The organism is Brevundimonas phoenicis (assembly GCF_047237745.1).
Taxonomy (GTDB): Bacteria; Pseudomonadota; Alphaproteobacteria; order Caulobacterales; family Caulobacteraceae; genus Brevundimonas.
The window spans coordinates 1,338,571-1,355,182 of sequence record NZ_JBDFLN010000001.1 but is presented as its reverse complement, the minus strand read 5'-3'; the positions used below and the strand labels follow the sequence as shown (position 1 = coordinate 1,355,182).

The following is a 16,612-nucleotide window of genomic DNA, read 5'->3' as shown; positions in this document are numbered from 1 at the left end:
TCAGCTCTCCTTGATCTCGAACACGCCCGGCGCGGCGTCCAGGCGGATGTGGGCGCGCGGCCCCAGCTGCGCCACCCAGGGTGACAGGATCGCCGCTGATGTCGAACTACAGTGCAGCGTCAGGCGCGGCGCGGCGCGATCCGTCAGCAAGGCGAGGCGTAGCCGACGCAGGGCGCCGATCTCCAGCGCCCCTGACGCCGCCAATCGTTCGTCCGCAGGCGTGCGCCCCCACGGCAAAGACAGTTGCAGCAGGCCGAACCGGCTGAGCGGCCCGATCGCCACCCCGTCGTGATCGGCGAACGCCTGCCGCGCCATGGATAGAGTGGTCTCTGGGTGCAGGGCGACGCCCGCCAGGTCGATGGCGACCAGACCGCCCCACCCTTTCAGCGCCAGCAGCCGCGCCGTCTGGCGCAGGCCTTCGCGATTCACCGCCTCGCGCCCCTTGCGGGAATCTCGACCAGCGGCGGGCGCATAGTCTATGTCGACAGCGATCAGGGCGCGCGTCCGCTGCACAGCCAGATCCAGGCCCACGCCCGGCACGACCACGCCGCCGGACAGCGCCTCCTCTTCACCCTCCAGCGCCGCGCGGATCGCCTCGACGCCCTTGGACACAGGCGCGCCCGGCGCCAGCATGTTCAGGATGGCGGCGACGTCGGGTCCGGCCGCCAGCAGACGCGGCTCTCCGCTCGCCTCTCCCAGGCGGCGCAAGACCGGCCCCTTGCGCTCGCGCGGCTCGGCCGTGATCAGAAGTTCAAGCTTGGCGCCTTCCGCCGGACGATCCGCCTTGCCCAACGGCAGAAAGCCGAACGGCTCGCCGCAGCCCAGGTCGACGAAGGCGCCGTGCAGACCGGGCGCCAGGCGCGCCACACGGCCGACGACGCGGGCCCCCAGGCGATGCTCGGGCCGATCGTCGTCTCTATGTATAATGAGGGTCAAGGCGCGACCGTCGCGAAAGACCATGCCACGGGTCTCGCCCGGAGCCCCGTCCAGGAAGACCTCGACATCGGCCATCAGGCCGCCTCGCCTCTCCAGCCTGCGCCGCGCAGCAGATTCGCCGCCTCATAAAGGGGCAGGCCCATGACGGCGGGATGGCTGCCGACGATTCGGGTGATGAAGGCGGCGGCCCGGCCCTGAATCCCATAGCCTCCGGCCTTGCCGCGCCATTCGCCCGAAGCGACATAGGCGGCGATCTCGTCCTGCGACAACGGCTTGAAGCTGACGCGGGTGTCGACCACGCGCCAGGACGTGCGCCCGCCGCAGATCACGGCCACGCCGGTAAAGACGCGATGATTGCGCCCCGACAGCAAATTCAGAAAACGGATCGCCTCCGCTTCGTCAGCGGGTTTTTCCAGCAGGCGGCGCCCCACGGCCACCACGGTGTCAGCCGCCAGGACCACGTCGTTGGGATGACGCCCAGCCACGACGGCCGCCTTGGAGCAGGCCAGACGCTGCGCCAGACGCGGCGGCGTCTCGGCCTTCTCGGGTGTTTCGTCGATATCGGCGGGATCGACCAGATCGGGCGCAATGCCGATCTGCGCCAGCAATTCGATGCGGCGCGGGCTCGACGAGGCCAGAATTAACCTCGGAGCCAAGGCGTCAGGACGCGACACGCGCGTCCTTACTTGAAGCGGTAGGTGATGCGACCCTTGGTCAGGTCATAGGGCGTCATTTCGACCAGCACCTTGTCGCCGGCCAGCACCCGGATGCGGTTCTTGCGCATCTTGCCCGCGGTGTGGGCGATGATCTCGTGATCGTTTTCCAGCGTCACGCGGAACGTCGCGTTCGGCAGCAGTTCGCTGACCACGCCGGGGAATTCCAGCAGTTCTTCCTTAGCCATGCGGCCTCTCTCGCCCGTGTGAACAGCTACGGGCCCGCGCCGAGCGTGAGCGCGAGCCGTGAAAGTGAGGGCGCCTAATGCACCAAAACGCTCAGATAGTCGAGTTCAGCCCCGACGGTAGAGGGCGCAGACCAGGGTGAAGAGCCGGCGCGCCGTCTCCTGGTCGATCTCCACCTTGCCGTCCAGCCGGGTTTTCAGCAGGGCCGCGCCTTCATTGTGCAGTCCCCGCCGCCCCATATCGACCGACTCGATCTGGCTGGGCGAGGAACCGCGCAGGGCCTCATAGTAGCTTTCGCAGATCAGGCCGTAGTCACGGATCACCGTCTTCATCGGCGTCAGCGACAGGACATGCGTCCGGTTGAAATCCGGTCCGGCGATATCGAAAGCCAGACGATTATCCTGCGACGAGAGGGCCAGGGTGTAGGGGCCGCCTTCAGCGCCGTCCGGGATGAAACTGTTCTGTTCGACCAGATCGAAGATGGCGACCCGGCGCTGATGCTCGATCTCGGCCGTCGCGGCCGGCAGGGAGGCGTTGTCGATCTCGATCGCGGTCAGCTTGTGCGGCCCGCTCATTCCGCCGCTCCGTCCAGGTGGGTCGGCGCCACCCGCGCGGGCCAGCGTTCAGACAGGTCGGTCAGCACCGCATCCAGACACTCCACGTCGATCCGCAGATCCCCGCCGCCCGCGAACATCATCATCACCTGACCGCCCGGCGCCTCGGTCGGCAGGAAGTCGAGCGCCAACAGCTCCAGCGCAGCCTCCGGCAGGCGCGGCAGGCGGCGGCTCTTGACCGCCTGGACGTCGCCGAACTGCATGGCCGCCATGACCCGCGTGCCGCCGCATTCCCAGCAGAAACGCGACAGGACGACGGTCAGGCGCCGCGCCTCCTTCTCCCAACGGATGTCGACCGGACGCATGATGGCGTCCTGAAGCGCGGCCGAGATGATCTGCAGGTCATCCGCGTCCTCGGCCAACAGGCGCAGGGGCGTCATCGGCGCCAGGCTTTCGCCCGCTGCGCCTTCGTCCACGACGTCGTCAGTCAGGGCCGAGATCGGTTCGCCGTCAGTGCTCATCGCCCTCCCCCTTGATCCGTCGGACATCGGCGCCGCAGGCGCCCAGCTTCTCTTCCATCCGTTCGAATCCGCGATCCAGGTGATAGACGCGGCCGACCGTCGTCTCACCTTCGGCCACAAGACCGGCGATGACCAGAGACATGGAGGCGCGAAGATCCGTCGCCATGACCGGCGCGCCCTTCAGCCCCTCGACGCCGCGCACCACGGCCTCGCCCGCATGGACGGTGATGTCCGCGCCCAGTCGCGCCAGTTCCGGCGCGTGCATGAAACGGTTCTCGAAGATGTTTTCATGGATGACGCTCTCGCCCTCAGCCGTCGTCATCAGGGCCATGAACTGCGCCTGCAGGTCGGTGGCGAAGCCCGGGTAGATCTCGGTCGTGACGTTGACGGCCTTCAGCCGCTGCGTCGGGTCGCGACGGACGATCAGGCCGTCCTGCGTCGGTTCGATCTCGACGCCCGCCTCGACCATCTTGTCGGTCAGGGCGGTGATCAGGTCGGCGCGGCCCTTGGTCAGGCGCACCTCGCCTCCGGCCATCGCCGCCGCAAGCGCATAAGAGCCCATTTCGATCCGGTCGGGAATCACTGACCAGGTCGCGCCCGACAGGGACGAGACGCCGGTGATCGTCAGCACGTCCGTGTCCAGCCCCTCGATCTTGGCGCCCATGGCGATCAGGCAGCGGGCCAGGTCGCCGATCTCAGGCTCGCGCGCGGCGCGCTTCAGCACCGTCACGCCGTCCGCCAGAACGGCGGCCAGCAGGGCGTGCTCCGTCGCGCCCACCGACACGAAGGGAAACTCGATCTCGGCCCCGCGCAGACCCTTGGGCGCGGTGGCGCTGACATAGCCCTCTTCCAGCTCGATCGCCGCACCCATGGCCGTCAGGGCCTGAAGGTGCAAATCGACCGGCCGCGCGCCGATGGTGCAGCCGCCCGGCAGGGAGACCTTGGCGTTCCCCGTGCGCGCCAGCAGCGGCCCCAGCACGTTGAACGAGGCCCGCATCTGACGCACCAGATCATAAGGGGCGAAGGTCGAGGTCAGCTCCGGCGCATGGAACAGGGTCTCCTGCCCGTCCACGCCGTCACGCTCGGTCACCTCCACGCCGAACTGGCGCAGCAGCTGGCCCAGGAATCGCGTGTCCGCCAGACGCGGCATGTTCGTCAGCAGCAGGGGCTGATCCGTCAGAATCGACGCCGCCATCAGCTTGATCGCCGAATTCTTGGCCCCGCTGACCGGAATGGAGCCGTTGAGGCGATTGCCGCCGTGAATGACGATGCTGTCCATGGGTGTCGGGGAAGTCCTGGGAGGCCCGGACCCCTACGGCCCGGCGAACCGGTTATCTAGCAAGCCGAACGGCGCCCGCGAAAGGCTGTAACGTCGCAAGACGGATGACTTTCAGTTGCTTTCGCTCGGCGGCCGCGCGCCGCCCGCGCCCGGCGCCTTTCGACGGCGCAGATTCGTCCGCAGGGCGGCCGCCAGACGCGCCGCGCGCTCGGCCTTGGCCAAGGCTGCGGGGCTGGCGGAAGGGGACGAGTTTGCGTCCCGCCCCGTCTCGTCGGCGTCTTTGGTCGGCTTGTCCATGGCGGCAGCAGACCGCGTGCAAAGATTTTGATCAAGCATGCATTTTTGGCTTGGCCCAGCCGAAACCTTTGGCTATACGGCCGCTTCCTCAGTGACCCGCCGCCGTAGCTCAGTGGTAGAGCGCATCCTTGGTAAGGCTGAGGTCGGCAGTTCAATCCTGCCCGGCGGCACCATCCCAACCCTTGCTGATCCCGGATCGGCAAGGGCTGGGGCCAATCTCTCCATTTCAATCAAGTATTTGTCTGATCGCCTGGACATATCACGTCCGGCGCAGGCGTCTTCACGCCTCGGTCAGGCAGATTGGAATCGTTCCTGGATGCTGGCGATGCCGACAGGCCCGCTCGCCTGACCGACATCGCCATTCCATCACCCATCTCAGGACAGGGCGACAGCCTTCATGGACGTCGCAGAATCAGCCAGCCGTTCGGCTGATACCCGCGCCCCCTTCCCGATCAGCATCCGCCCGCCCATGAAGTCGGCGGGGGCGTTGACCGCCTCCACCGCCACGATCCTGTCGCCACTCAGATGGAAGACGGAGAAGGCGCCGCCGGCCGGATCGCCGCGCACCAGCTGGCGATCAGCGTCGAAAGGCACGCCCGCGATCTGCAGCTTGACGTCATATTGGTCGGACCAGAACCACGGCACTTCCGGCGCCGGGGCCGCGCGACCGACGATCGCGCTGGCCGCCTGCTTGGCCTGTTCAAGCGCGTTGGGCACGCTCTCCAGCCGGTGCATGACGCCGCCATGGACCGGGATCGGCCGCCGCGTCACGTCGCCGATGGCGTAGATGGCCGGATCGCTGGTGCGGGCGGTCTCATCCACCACCACGCCGTTGTCGCACGTCAATCCGGCCCTGCGCGCCAGGGCCTCGCAGGCGAAGGCGCCGACGCCGACCAGCACCGCGTCCGCCGCGATCAGCCTCCGGTCGGCCAGGCGCACGCCCGCATCCTCGAACCCCGCCACTTCGGCGCCGGTCAGGATTTCGACGCCGTGTTTCCGGTGCAGGTCGGTGAAGAAGGCCGACAGGGGCTGAGACGCCACGCGGGCCAACACCCGGTCCATGCGCTCGATCACCACCGCCTCGGCGCCCAGGACGCGGGCCGAGGCCGCCGCCTCCAGCCCCACATAGCCGCCGCCGACCACCGCCAGCCGCTTGCCAGGCGCCAGCACGGCCTTCAGCCGCTCGGCGTCATCGAGGGTGCGCAGCTCCAGCAGATCGGGCCGGTCAGCGCCGGGAAGGGTCAGCTTGCGGGCCGTCGAGCCGGTGGCGAGGATCAGCACGTCGTAGGTCTCGACCGTTCCATCGGCGAAGGTCACGGTCCTGGCGTCCGCGTCGATGGCGCTCGCCGTGACGCCGGTGCGTAGCGCGATGTTCTGCTCGGCGTAGAAACTCTTGGGACGCAGCAGCAGGTCTTCCAGACCCGCCTCCCCCTTCAGCCAGGCTTTCGACAGGGGCGGCCGCTGATAGGGCGGCGCATCCTCCTGCCCCGCCAGGACGATCTCGCCCTCATACCCATACTGCCTCAGCAGCGCCGCCGCCGAGCCCCCCGCGTGTCCCGCGCCGATGATCACTACCTTGGACGGCAAAGCCGAGCCATCAGCCGACATGACTTTTTCCTTCATACTCAATCTGTTTGCAGCGACCGTTACGCCCCCGTGGGAACGGTTGGGTCCGGCTCGGAGGGCGCAAATCGCGCGCCCAGGTCATAGGCCTCGCCAGGGAAGGTCAGCCGCACGAAGGTGATGCCCTCGGCTCGCCGCCAGGTTCGGCGCTCCAACGACAGACAGGCCGCCGACGGCTCCACGCCCAGCGTCAGGGCGGTCGCCCGCGACACGTTCACCGCGCTGATCTTGTGTTCGGCCTCGGTCCAGGGAACCCGTTCAAGCAGCCAGGTTCCGGGCGGAATCTCGTCGAACGCCGCATCCCTGGCCTGGGGAACCGAGGTCAGGCAGATCACCCGTTCTTCCAGGGCGAAGGCGCGGCCGCTGCCCTTGTGCAGGCAGCGCAGCTCGATCACCTCCCCGGACGCGGTCAGTCCCAGTTCGCTGGCGTCGCGCCGATGGGCTGCACGGACCTTCCGCAGCAGCAGCTCATAGTCATAGGGCTCGCCGCGCTTCTGGATCTCCGCCTGAATGTCGGGGATGTCCAGCAGCACCGAGTGGATGCGCGGCCGCGCTACGAAGGAGCCGAACCGCTTGCGCCGGACGATCATGCCCCGCTCGGCCAGCGGCGCCAGGGCCTTGCTGACCGTCATGCGCGAGCAGTCGTAGTCGGCCATCAGCTCATGCTCGAAGGGAATGCGGAAGCCCGGCGGCCACTCGCCCGACAGGATGCGCTCGGCGATGTCGGACCGGATGCGCCGGTGAAGCGGACTGTCCATGCGCCCCTCCCAAGGTCATGGCGGCCTTCTTCAGGCTCTGAACATAAAGAAGCCGGGACGCCGTCACGGGCGCCCCGGCCTTTGGTGGTCAGCGGCGACGCCGCTCCTGCAGCCACTCGATGCCGTCGTGCAGATAGGCGAAGTCCTGCCTGCGGAAGGCCTGGAACAGCATGATGAAACCGCTCAGCGCCAGCCACAGACAGCCCGTGGCGATGATGATGATAAGCGGGTGGTTGAAGCTCTGGCGATCCGTGTAGTCCATGATGTGGATCATCCAGAACACGTCCCACAGCCGCCAGGTGTTGGTCTTGGCTCCCGCCAGCTCGCCGGTGGCGGCGTTGAGGATGAAGGTCGAACGCTCCTTGTCGGCGAACTCGACCCGCCAGGCCGGCAGGGCGAAATCGCGGGTCTCCAGTGTCGGCTTCTCGACCCGCGTCACCGAGGTGATCGCCGCCGAGCCGTTGAAGGCCGCCGTCGCCAGGGTCTTGGCCCGCTCGGCGTCGATAACCACCGGCGCGGCGCTGACCGGATCGACCAGCCTGATCCCTTCTGCGGTCGTCGCGGCGAAGACCCACTGGTCCTGCAGCGGCCGCAGTTCGATCTGCGACACGGGCGCGCCGATCGCCTGGGACACCTGGGCCAGCGACAGCACCTGGGTCGGCGCTGGCGTCGGCTTCACCTCGGCCAGGACGTGACCGCCCGTCACCTTGTGGTGGTCGATCATGGCCATGACGGCGCCGCTGATCGCCCACAGCAGGAGCTGGATGCCCAGAACCAGGCCGAACCACTTATGAAGTCTGCGAAGTAGAAACATAGACGGTCCTCACGCAGCGGCTTTTTTGCGCACGCGGCGCTTGCGGCGGAAACTGAAGATCAGGAGCCAGGCGCCCGACAGGGACGTCGCCACCATCATCCAGGTCGCGACCTTCAGCAGGGCGTTATTCATGTTGTCGCGGGTCTCGTAGTCCATGATGTGGAGCATCCAGAAGAAGTCGAAGCCTCTCCACAGGTCATGGCGCCGGGACAACAGCTCTCCGGTGTGCGGCGAAAGGTAGAGGGTCGGTTTCCACATCCCCTCGAACTCGACGCGCCAGATCGGCGCGGCGCGGCCGCGGATCTCGCCGGGGATTTCGGTCAGGAGCTCGGCCTTCACGATCCCGCCCTCGGGGGCGTAGATTCGCTCTGCGCGCCGGCGGGCGCCCGCTTCGTCGATCAGCGGCAGCTTCTGGCCCGAGCGGGCGTCGAACAGCGCCTGCCCGCTCGCATCCGTCAGGATGTAGAGCGGCTGATCCAGCTGCTGCACCAGACGCAGGCTGCTGGCCCGGTCGGCGCCCTGCAGGATGGCCGACGGCTCCACCAGGCCCTCCGTCGCGATCGGCTTGGCGTCCGGCGTCCGTATCAGGTGGTCGCCGTGGATGATGTCGATATGGATGGCGGTCATGTAGAGACCGCTCACGATCCAGAACAGGGCCTGGACGCCCATGATGAGCGAAAACCACTTGTGGGTTCTACGCGCCAATAGAGGCCAGCGTATCATTTTATACTCACGGCTTGTGAGAGAAGGCTGCGTCAGGCGGCGTTCCAGAACACGCGCCTGACGCACCTCACATCGGTTTTAGTTGAACTGATACGTCAGGCGGACATACCCGCGACGGCCCAGCAGATCGTAGGTCATCGTGTCGGTGTTGCCGTCGGTCCAGCTCTGGATGAACGGGGCCTTCTTGTCGAACAGGTTGTCGATGCCGAAGGCCACGTCGACGTTGTCGTTCACCCGGTAAGAGAACTGGGCGTTGTGGTAGAAGACAGCGTCCGTCTGATAGCCGATGTCGCCCGGCGCGGCGTTGAAGTCCGTCGCCTCGCCGATCATCTGGATCGAATAGGTTCCGGCCCAGCGCTCATCCATGACCGTCAGGCTGGCGTTCGAGCGCCAGTGCGGATAGCCGCCGTTGCCGCCGCCGATGTGACCGTCAAAGATGATCGGATCGCCGCCCTCGAAAGGCGTGATGACGTATTCGTCCAGATAGGTGGTGTTCCAGTCCAGGCTGGCGCGACGCTGGCCGATGTCGAAGGCGTAGCGCACGCCGATGTCCACGCCCTTCATCGTCTCCAGACCCGTGTTGGAGGGCTGGGCCGACAGATAGTTCACCTCACCCGTCAGCGGATTGCGGGTGAAGCTGTCCGGCTTGCAGAACGGGTGGTCCATGCTCGGCGTCGCATAGCAGATCGCCAGCTTGGTCGAACCGGGGATGGAGCGGATCGCGTCCTCGACCTTGATGTCGAAATAGTCGGCCGTCAGCGTCAGGCCGCCGATCTGCGTCGGCTGCCACACCAGACCCAGAGTCAGGGTCTCGGTGCTTTCCGGCTTCAGATTCTCATTGCCGCCGACCGTGGTCAGAATGGTGGTGCCCATCTGCACATAACCCGACGGAACGCCCGAAGCCGCACAGTTGGCGATCAGCACCGCATCGCCGCTCGTGTTGTAACGGCTGCACGGATCGGTCGTGGTCAGATTGCCCTCGGCCACGCCGCCGAACAGTTCCGGCACGCTGGGAATGCGGAAGCCCGTGCCATAGGTGGCGCGCAGACGCAGGCTGTCGACCACCGACCAGTTCAGGCCCAGCTTATAGGTCGTATTGCCGCCGAACATGTCATAGTCCGAGTAGCGGACCGCCCCGTCCAGTTCGAGCCGCTGCACGAACGGCAGATCGCTCAGCAGCGGCGCCGACAGTTCGACATAGGCTTCCTTGGCCTTGGTCTCGCCCGCGATCGGATCCTGCTGATTGGTGTTGGCGTAGCCCAGCACCGTCAGGGCGTCAGGGTCGCGCCAGCCCTTCTCTTCGCGATAGACCAGCCCTGCCGCCATCGCCAGCGAACCGGCAGGCAGCTCCATGACCGTGCCGCTGACGTCGAAGGTGAAGCTCTTCTGCTCGTTTCCGCCCGTGTCGCGCGAGTTGAACAGAATATAGTCGAGCACGTCCTGATTGACGTCGCCCATGCCCAGATAGTCGCCGCACGGCACGGCGGCGCCCGGCGTCGGGCTGCACAGCGAAGTGTTCAGCGTATCATCCAGCCGCTGCAGGTTGACGATGTTGGTCATGCCGTCGACGCCGGTGTTGCGGCCCCAGTTGGCGGCGGCTTCCCAGGTCCAGTCGCCGGCGATGTCGCCGCGCGCGCCGCCGACAAAGCGGTAGGTGTCCGTTTCCTGGAAGAACTGACGCTGGCCCGGCTCGACCAGCAGACGGCGGATCAGCAGCAGATCCTGGCCGGTCGGGTTGGTCGGGTGATCGGCCGCGATGCGGATGTCGCGCAGAGCGCCCGGCGCCGCCGCCTGATTGCTCTCGCGGTGGGTGAAGAACAGCTCGCCGAACAGGCTGACCTTATCGGTCAACTGATAGTCGGCCAGCACGGCCGTGCTGAAGCGTTCGATCGGCGAGGAGGCGTTCAGATAACCGTTGGAGTTGTGGTTGTGCTTGGCCGGATCATACGGCTCGTAGAAGTTTCCGTCCCCGCCCGGCGTCTGGTTGAAGTTGATCATCTGCCCGTTCGGCAGAACCGCGCGGCCGCCCGGCGTCGTGGCGCTGGAGATGCAGGTCAGGGCGCCATTCACCTCGCCCAGGCCGCACGGCGCGCGGCTGGCCAGGTTGACCTCTTCGGACTTCTGATAGGTCAGGGCGGCGGTGACGCTGCCCCGGTCGTTCTTGATGCCCCACAGGACGTCGAAGGTCACATCCTGGCCGTCGCCTTCATCGGTGATGCCGTACTTGCCCGACACCTTCAGGCCTTCATAGCCGTTGACGGTGATGATGTTCACCACCCCGGCCACGGCGTCCGCGCCGTAGATGGCCGACGCCCCGTCCTTCAGCACGTCCATGCGGGCGATGATCGGCGTCGGGATCATGTTCAGGTCGGGGGCGCTGTTGGCGCCGGTGCCGCCGTTGACCACGCGACGACCGTTGATCAGCGTCAGGGTCCGGTTGATGCCCAGGCCGCGCAGGTTCACCTGCGCCGTGCCGTAGCCGTTGCCGGTCCAGTAGGAGTTCGTCTGATTGCCCGCCGCGCCGGCCGACGCCGGCAGGCGCTGCAACAGGGTCTCGACGTTGGTGATGCCGGTGCGCTCGATGTCCTCGCCCGTCACGACCGTGGCGGGGCCGACCCCGCTGATGTCCTGACGCTTGATCCGGCTGCCGGTGACGACGATGTCGTCAACATTCGTCACATCGACTTCCTGAGCCGACGCCGCCCCGCCGTACATCGTCGCGACGACAGCCGCCCCCGCCAACAAAAGCCTCTTTTTCATCGTCCCCATGCCTTCCCGCTTAGGTATTCGCGCAGAACTTCGAGCCCTGACTGCGGCGGAACCTGTGCGGGAGGCGTCTTGAGCGTCAAGTCATGTATATACATATGGCGGCTCAAAAATCGGTAATATTTATGCCGAATTTACTGAAATAACGGCAACAAAATCCCCAGAAAACGTTCTTATCGCTTGCAACTCGCCAAACGCCCAAGGAAGTTGGGCCGTACATGACTATTTTTCGTTGCTCCAAATGATCATGCGCTTTAAACAGCGTCGTAGATTATTTCATATTTATACTTGAGAAACGGCAATACGCGGCCAAACGCCTTACCCCTCAAAACAATGTGGGGATAAGCATCATGTTTTCGGAAACGCACAAAAGAACGTCACAAAATCGAATCCTGCGACGGCTCTGCTTCGCCGTTCGGCGCCGATGGATCACGCCAGGTCGCACGCCAGGATCATGTCTTCGTACTCACGCCCGCCCACGCTGAAGCGCCGCTGGCCGAGCCCGACAAATCCGGCCTGGGCATAAAAGGCCAAGGCCCGCTGGTTCTGCGCATAGACGCCTAACAGCAGTCGCTGCGCGCCCCGACGCCGCGCCTCGTCCTGCGCCGTCGCCATCAAGGCGCGGCCCAATCCCCCGCCCTGGAATCGGCTCAGGGCGTAGATCCGCTTCAGCTCCAGATCGTCTTCGCGAACCTCGACCTCGGGAAGCTGGGGCTTGTCCAGCAGCGCATAGCCGATGGGCGCGCCGTGTTCGACCTGAGCCAGCCACGCCGCCGCCCCCGCCTTCAGTCGTTCCGCGTAGTAGCCGGAGGCATGCGCGACGCCGCAATGCGAAACGATGGCCGCGCCGTCCAACACCCCTGCGAAGGTTTCAAGAAAGGTCGCCGCCCCGATCAAGGCCAGGGCGTCAACGTCATCCGCCTGCGCGCTCACAATCGTCCAAGCCGACGCATTCGGCGCTTCATTCGACGCGCTCACTCTGAACTCCATTGTTCGGCGTCCGATAAAGAGCGCCCGCGAAAAACTCCGTCAGTTGAAGCTTGACGGCAAGACGACGAAATCGCGCAGGCGCTCGCCACCTCCCCCGCGACAAGACGCCGAAGATTATTCGGCCTTTGCGTCATTATCCCGACTGGTCAACCCAGTCCGCGCGCCGCTAGCTTCGCCCCATCAAGTTTTGTTCGAGGGGCTGAGGGGCTTTTCATGAAGCGTATTCTGATGACCACGGCTGCGGCGCTGACCGTGGCCTTTCCGGCGTTCGCACAGACGCCCGCGGCAGGCGGGGCCGAAGCGACGCCGAAATGGGACGTGCAGAACCCCATCGGCGCCCAGCGCGACGTCAACATCAACGTCGACGAAGGCACCTGGATGGCGCTGGACGTCAGCCCCGACGGCCGCGAGATCATCTTCGACCTGCTGGGCGACATCTATGTGATGCCGATCGGCGGCGGCGAAGCCCGCCCCATCGCCTCGGGCGTGGCCTGGGACATGCAGCCGCGCTATTCGCCGGACGGCCGTTTCATCGCCTTCACCTCGGACCGCGCGGGCGGCGACAACCTGTGGGTCATGGACCGCGACGGCTCCAACCCGCGCCAGGTGTCCAGCGAGACCTTCCGCCTGCTGAACTCCCCCGCCTGGACGCCGGACAGCCAGTTCATCGTCGGGCGCAAGCACTTCACCTCCTCGCGCTCGCTGGGCGCGGGAGAGATGTGGATGTACCACCGCTCGGGCGGCGGCAGCGGCGTGCAACTGACCGAGCGCCGCACCCAGCAGAAGGACACGGGCGAGCCCGCCTTCTCGCCCGACGGCCGCTACATGTACTTCAGCGACGACTCCACGCCGGGCGGCGTCTTTGAATACTCCAAGGATCCGAACACCCAACTCTATGTGATCCGTCGCCTGGATCGCGAGACGGGCGAGATCAAGCCCTTCGTCACCGGGCCGGGCGGCTCGGTGCGCCCGACCCCGTCGCCGGACGGCAAGTCGCTCGCCTTCGTGCGCCGCGACCGCTACCAGTCGGTGCTCTACGTCATGGACCTGGAGTCCGGGCGCGAGACGCCGATCTACGACGCCCTGGACCGCGACATGCAGGAGACCTGGGCCATCCACGGCGTCTATCCGGGCTTCGCCTGGACGCCGGACAACGGCTCCATCGTCATCTGGGCGGGCGGCAAGATCCGCCGCATCGACGTGGCCTCCAAGGCCGTCAGCGAAGTGCCCTTCCGCGTCACCGACACCCGCCGGGTGCAGGAAACCGCCCGCTTCCCCGTCGACGTGGCCCCGGCCCAGTTCGACGTGAAGATGATCCGCTGGGCGCAGACCTCGCCCGACGGCTCCAAGGTGGTGTTCGAAGCCCTGGGCAATCTGTGGGTCCGCGACCTGCGCAACGGCGTGGCCGGAACGCCGCGCCGCCTGACGCGCCAGAGCGACCATTTCGAGCTGTATCCGTCCTGGTCGCGCGACGGCCGCTCCATCGTCTACACGACCTGGAACGACGAAAACCTGGGCTCCATCCGCGTGGTTCCCGTCGCGGGCGGCGAAGGCCGCGCCATCACGACCAACCCCGGCCACTATCTGGAGCCGCGCTTCTCGCCGGACGGCCAGACGGTCGTCTATCGCACCTCCAGCGACGGCTATCTGCGCTCGGCCATGTGGAGCCGCGAACCGGGCATCTACCGCGTCTCCGTGCGCGGCGGCGAGCCGGTCAAGATCACCGATTCCGGCGCCAACCCGCAGTTCGGCGCCAGCAACGACCGCATCTTCCTGAGCGCCCGCGACGGCGAGAAGCGCGTCCTGAAGTCCGTCAACCTGTCGGGCGAAGACGAACGCACCCACCTGAGCAGCGAATGGGCGGCCGAGTTCTCCATCTCGCCGGACGAGCGGTGGATCGCCTGGACCGAACGCTTCAACGCCTATGTCGCCCCCTTTGTCCCGACCGGCCGCCCGATCACGGTCGGCGCCGACGCCAAGGCCCTGCCGCAGACGCGCGTCACCCGCGACGCCGGCGAGTGGCTGCACTGGTCCGGCGATTCCAGCCGCCTGCAGTGGTCGATGGGCCCGGAGCTGTTCTCGCGTCCGCTGAGCGAAAGCTTCGCCTTCATGGACGGCGCGCCGGCTGACCTGCCCAAGCCCGCCGAACACGGGATCAAGATAGGCTTCAGCGCCGATTACGCCCGCCCCAGCGGCGTCACCGTCCTGACCGGCGCCCGCCTGATCACCATGAAGGGCGAAGAGGTGATCGAGGACGGCGTGGTGGTCGTCAACGGCAACCGCATCGAGGCCATCGGCCCGCGCGGCTCGGTGACGGTTCCGGCCGGCGCCCGCGTCATGGACATGGCCGGCAAGACCATCATTCCCGGCCTGGTCGACGCCCACTGGCACGGCCGCATGGGTTCGGACGAGATCATCCCGCAGCAGAGCTGGGTGAACTACGCCGCCCTGGCCTTCGGCGTGACGACGCTGCACGACCCGTCGAACGACAACAGTGAGATCTTCGCCCACAGCGAGCTGGCCAAGGCTGGGCGCGTGGTGGCGCCGCGTATCTTCTCGACCGGCACCATCCTGTACGGGGCGGCCACGCCGACGACGGCCGTGGTCAACAACCTGGACGACGCGCGTTCGCACCTGCGCCGGATGCAGGCCATCGGCGCCTGGAGCGTCAAGAGCTACAACCAGCCCCGCCGCGACCAGCGCCAGCAGATCATGCAGGCCGCCCGCGAACTGGGCATGATGGTCGTGCCGGAAGGCGGCTCGCTGTACCACGCCAACATGAGCATGCTGGTCGACGGCCACACCACCATCGAGCACTCGGTGCCGGTGGAGCGGATGTACGACGACGCGGTGCAGTTGTGGTCGCAGACGGGGACGGCCTACACCCCGACCCTGATCGTCGGCTTCGGCGGCGCCTGGGGCGAGAACCACTGGTATGAGACGACGGACGTCTGGAAGGATCCGATCCTGACCCAGTACGTGCCGCGCCGCATCCTGGATTCGCGCTCGCGTCGTCCGGTGAAAACCCCGCCGGAGGAGCTGAACCACATCTCCATCGCGCGTGAGTCCAAGCGGCTGATGGATCAGGGCGTCTCGGTCCAGATCGGCGCCCACGGCCAGCGTGAAGGGCTCGGCGCCCACTGGGAGCTGTGGATGTTCGAACAGGGCGGCATGAGCGCCCACGAATCCCTGCGCGTCGGCACCATCAACGGCGCCCGCGCCCTGGGCATGGACAAGGACATCGGCTCGCTGGAAGTCGGCAAACTGGCCGACCTGGTCGTGCTGAACGCCAATCCGCTCGAGAACCTGCGGGACTCGACCAAGATCGGCTACACCATGATCAACGGCCGTCTGTTCGATAACCACATGAACGAAGTCGGCGGCGCTGAGCGCAAGCCGTTCTGGTTCGAGAGCGAAGACGGCCAGGCCTGGAGCGCCTCGGGCACAGCCTCGGCCGCCGAGACCCACAGCCACACCCACGACTGATCCCGCCGCCAGGCAGGAACGCGAAAGGGCCCGACATCCGCCGGGCCCTTTTTCGTGGTGACTCGGTTGGCCCTAAGTGTTGGTCGTCGCCTTTCATTCCCGCTCATCCCGGCGTCCGCCGGGATGAGCGGGGGCGGACAGTGTGAAAGCCCGAGGGTGACGAAAGATAGAAATCTCACGCTTGCGCCTTGAAGCGCAAACGGGGCGAGGAGGTTACTCCCCCAGCCCGCGCACAGAAGCTTCCAGCAACGCATTGCGCCGCGCCGCACGGCCTTTCAGCCAGCGCATGGCCAGCACCAACGCCAGCACCACCGCGCCGAAGGCCAGCAGCCACAGGGTCGGATTGTGCGCCTCGCTCATCATCTCCAGCTTGGCCAACCCCTTGGCCGCCAGATAGCCGGGCGCCAGCATGGCCAGCACCCAGACGAAAGCCGAAGAAACGTTGGCGATCTGGAAGACGCGCTGTCGCATCTGCAGCACGCCCACCATCACCGGCACGAAGGCGCGCAGCGGTCCGAAGAAGCGGCCGATGAAGATGGAGGCCACACCGTAGCGCCGGCAGTAGAGGCGGGTCCAGGCCAGCTTGCGGCGGTGCGGCACCAGCAGGTGGTGACGCAGCACCCGCGTGCCCAGGCGCCGACCGATCCAGTAGGAGATGGCGTCGCCCATGACGGCGCCGATAACGCAGCCGCCGATGACGGTGAAGGGGTCCAGCACGCCTGCGGCCACCAGGCCGCCCGCCGCCACCAGCAAGCCTGTCGCCGGCACGAAGGCGCCGATGACGACCAGAGACTCGAAGAAGGTCACGACGCCAAGGATCACGCCGGCCCACATGGCGTTGCGGGCGATGAAGTCGGCGGCGGAGGTAAGCAAGCTGTCCATACTGATCCTTTGCCCAAGGGCATATGGGATCAGCGCCTATAAAGGGAATGCGGCGATGCGACGCCCGACCCGAAAAAACAGGTC

At 66.5% G+C, this 16,612-nt stretch carries 15 protein-coding genes and 1 tRNA gene; 2 read left to right on the top strand and 14 right to left on the bottom strand.

Annotated elements, in window-relative coordinates:
- The 7 genes from ABC419_RS06720 to ABC419_RS06690 form a co-directional block, all read right to left on the bottom strand.
- On the bottom strand, positions 1-1,011 hold the full coding sequence (locus ABC419_RS06720) for a ribonuclease E/G (protein ID WP_412877945.1): 1,011 nt from the start codon (positions 1,009-1,011) through the stop codon (positions 1-3).
- Entirely contained in the window at positions 1,011-1,610 is a 600-nt protein-coding gene (locus ABC419_RS06715) for a Maf family protein (RefSeq protein ID WP_412877946.1), read from the bottom strand. The genes ABC419_RS06720 and ABC419_RS06715 overlap by 1 nt, the downstream gene beginning before the upstream one ends.
- An 8-nt stretch (positions 1,611-1,618) precedes the next feature.
- Positions 1,619-1,837, bottom strand: a complete 219-nt coding sequence (infA, locus tag ABC419_RS06710) for a translation initiation factor IF-1 (protein ID WP_003164348.1) — start codon at positions 1,835-1,837, stop codon at positions 1,619-1,621.
- Positions 1,838-1,942: 105 nt separating this feature from the next.
- A complete protein-coding gene (locus ABC419_RS06705; protein WP_412878101.1) occupies positions 1,943-2,410 on the bottom strand; it encodes a UPF0262 family protein in 468 nt (155 codons plus the stop codon).
- Complete coding sequence (locus ABC419_RS06700; protein ID WP_292056580.1) at positions 2,407-2,910, bottom strand: DUF2948 family protein; 504 nt, start codon at positions 2,908-2,910, stop codon at positions 2,407-2,409. Before ABC419_RS06700 ends, ABC419_RS06705 begins: the two co-directional genes overlap by 4 nt.
- Positions 2,900-4,189 carry a UDP-N-acetylglucosamine 1-carboxyvinyltransferase gene (gene murA, locus ABC419_RS06695; protein ID WP_412877948.1) on the bottom strand — a complete coding sequence of 430 codons (1,290 nt, stop codon included), beginning with the start codon at positions 4,187-4,189 and terminating at the stop codon, positions 2,900-2,902. The genes ABC419_RS06700 and murA overlap by 11 nt, the downstream gene beginning before the upstream one ends.
- 111 nt (positions 4,190-4,300) lie before the next feature.
- Positions 4,301-4,486 (bottom strand): hypothetical protein, encoded by a 186-nt coding sequence (locus ABC419_RS06690; protein WP_412877949.1) that lies wholly within the window; start codon positions 4,484-4,486, stop codon positions 4,301-4,303.
- Positions 4,487-4,584: 98 nt separating this feature from the next.
- Between ABC419_RS06690 and ABC419_RS06685 the strand changes: the two genes are divergently transcribed.
- Positions 4,585-4,659 (top strand) — tRNA-Thr (locus ABC419_RS06685).
- Positions 4,660-4,861: 202 nt separating this feature from the next.
- Here the strand turns inward: ABC419_RS06685 and ABC419_RS06680 are convergent.
- The 6 genes from ABC419_RS06680 to ABC419_RS06655 form a co-directional block, all read right to left on the bottom strand.
- Complete coding sequence (locus ABC419_RS06680; protein WP_412877950.1) at positions 4,862-6,094, bottom strand: NAD(P)/FAD-dependent oxidoreductase; 1,233 nt, start codon at positions 6,092-6,094, stop codon at positions 4,862-4,864.
- Positions 6,095-6,132: 38 nt separating this feature from the next.
- Positions 6,133-6,867 carry a histidine utilization transcriptional repressor HutC gene (gene hutC / locus ABC419_RS06675; protein WP_128116547.1) on the bottom strand — a complete coding sequence of 245 codons (735 nt, stop codon included), beginning with the start codon at positions 6,865-6,867 and terminating at the stop codon, positions 6,133-6,135.
- 88 nt (positions 6,868-6,955) lie between these two features.
- On the bottom strand, positions 6,956-7,681 hold the full coding sequence (locus tag ABC419_RS06670; RefSeq protein WP_200165718.1) for a PepSY domain-containing protein: 726 nt from the start codon (positions 7,679-7,681) through the stop codon (positions 6,956-6,958).
- 9 nt (positions 7,682-7,690) lie between these two features.
- Positions 7,691-8,404 carry a hypothetical protein gene (locus ABC419_RS06665; RefSeq protein WP_412877951.1) on the bottom strand — a complete coding sequence of 238 codons (714 nt, stop codon included), beginning with the start codon at positions 8,402-8,404 and terminating at the stop codon, positions 7,691-7,693.
- Positions 8,405-8,482: 78 nt separating this feature from the next.
- The gene (locus ABC419_RS06660) at positions 8,483-11,164 is read right to left on the bottom strand and encodes a TonB-dependent receptor (protein ID WP_412877952.1); all 2,682 of its coding nucleotides are present in this window, start codon (positions 11,162-11,164) and stop codon (positions 8,483-8,485) included.
- 435 nt (positions 11,165-11,599) lie between these two features.
- A complete protein-coding gene (locus tag ABC419_RS06655; RefSeq protein ID WP_412877953.1) occupies positions 11,600-12,103 on the bottom strand; it encodes a GNAT family N-acetyltransferase in 504 nt (167 codons plus the stop codon).
- Positions 12,104-12,373: 270 nt separating this feature from the next.
- Here ABC419_RS06655 and ABC419_RS06650 point away from each other — a divergent pair, with 270 nt between their 5' ends.
- On the top strand, positions 12,374-15,646 hold the full coding sequence (locus ABC419_RS06650; protein ID WP_412877954.1) for an amidohydrolase family protein: 3,273 nt from the start codon (positions 12,374-12,376) through the stop codon (positions 15,644-15,646).
- A gap of 213 nt (positions 15,647-15,859) precedes the next feature.
- On the opposite strand, the gene ABC419_RS06645 is transcribed toward ABC419_RS06650, so the two are convergent.
- On the bottom strand, positions 15,860-16,528 hold the full coding sequence (locus ABC419_RS06645) for a DedA family protein (RefSeq protein WP_125902080.1): 669 nt from the start codon (positions 16,526-16,528) through the stop codon (positions 15,860-15,862).
- Positions 16,529-16,612: the final 84 nt, after the last annotated feature.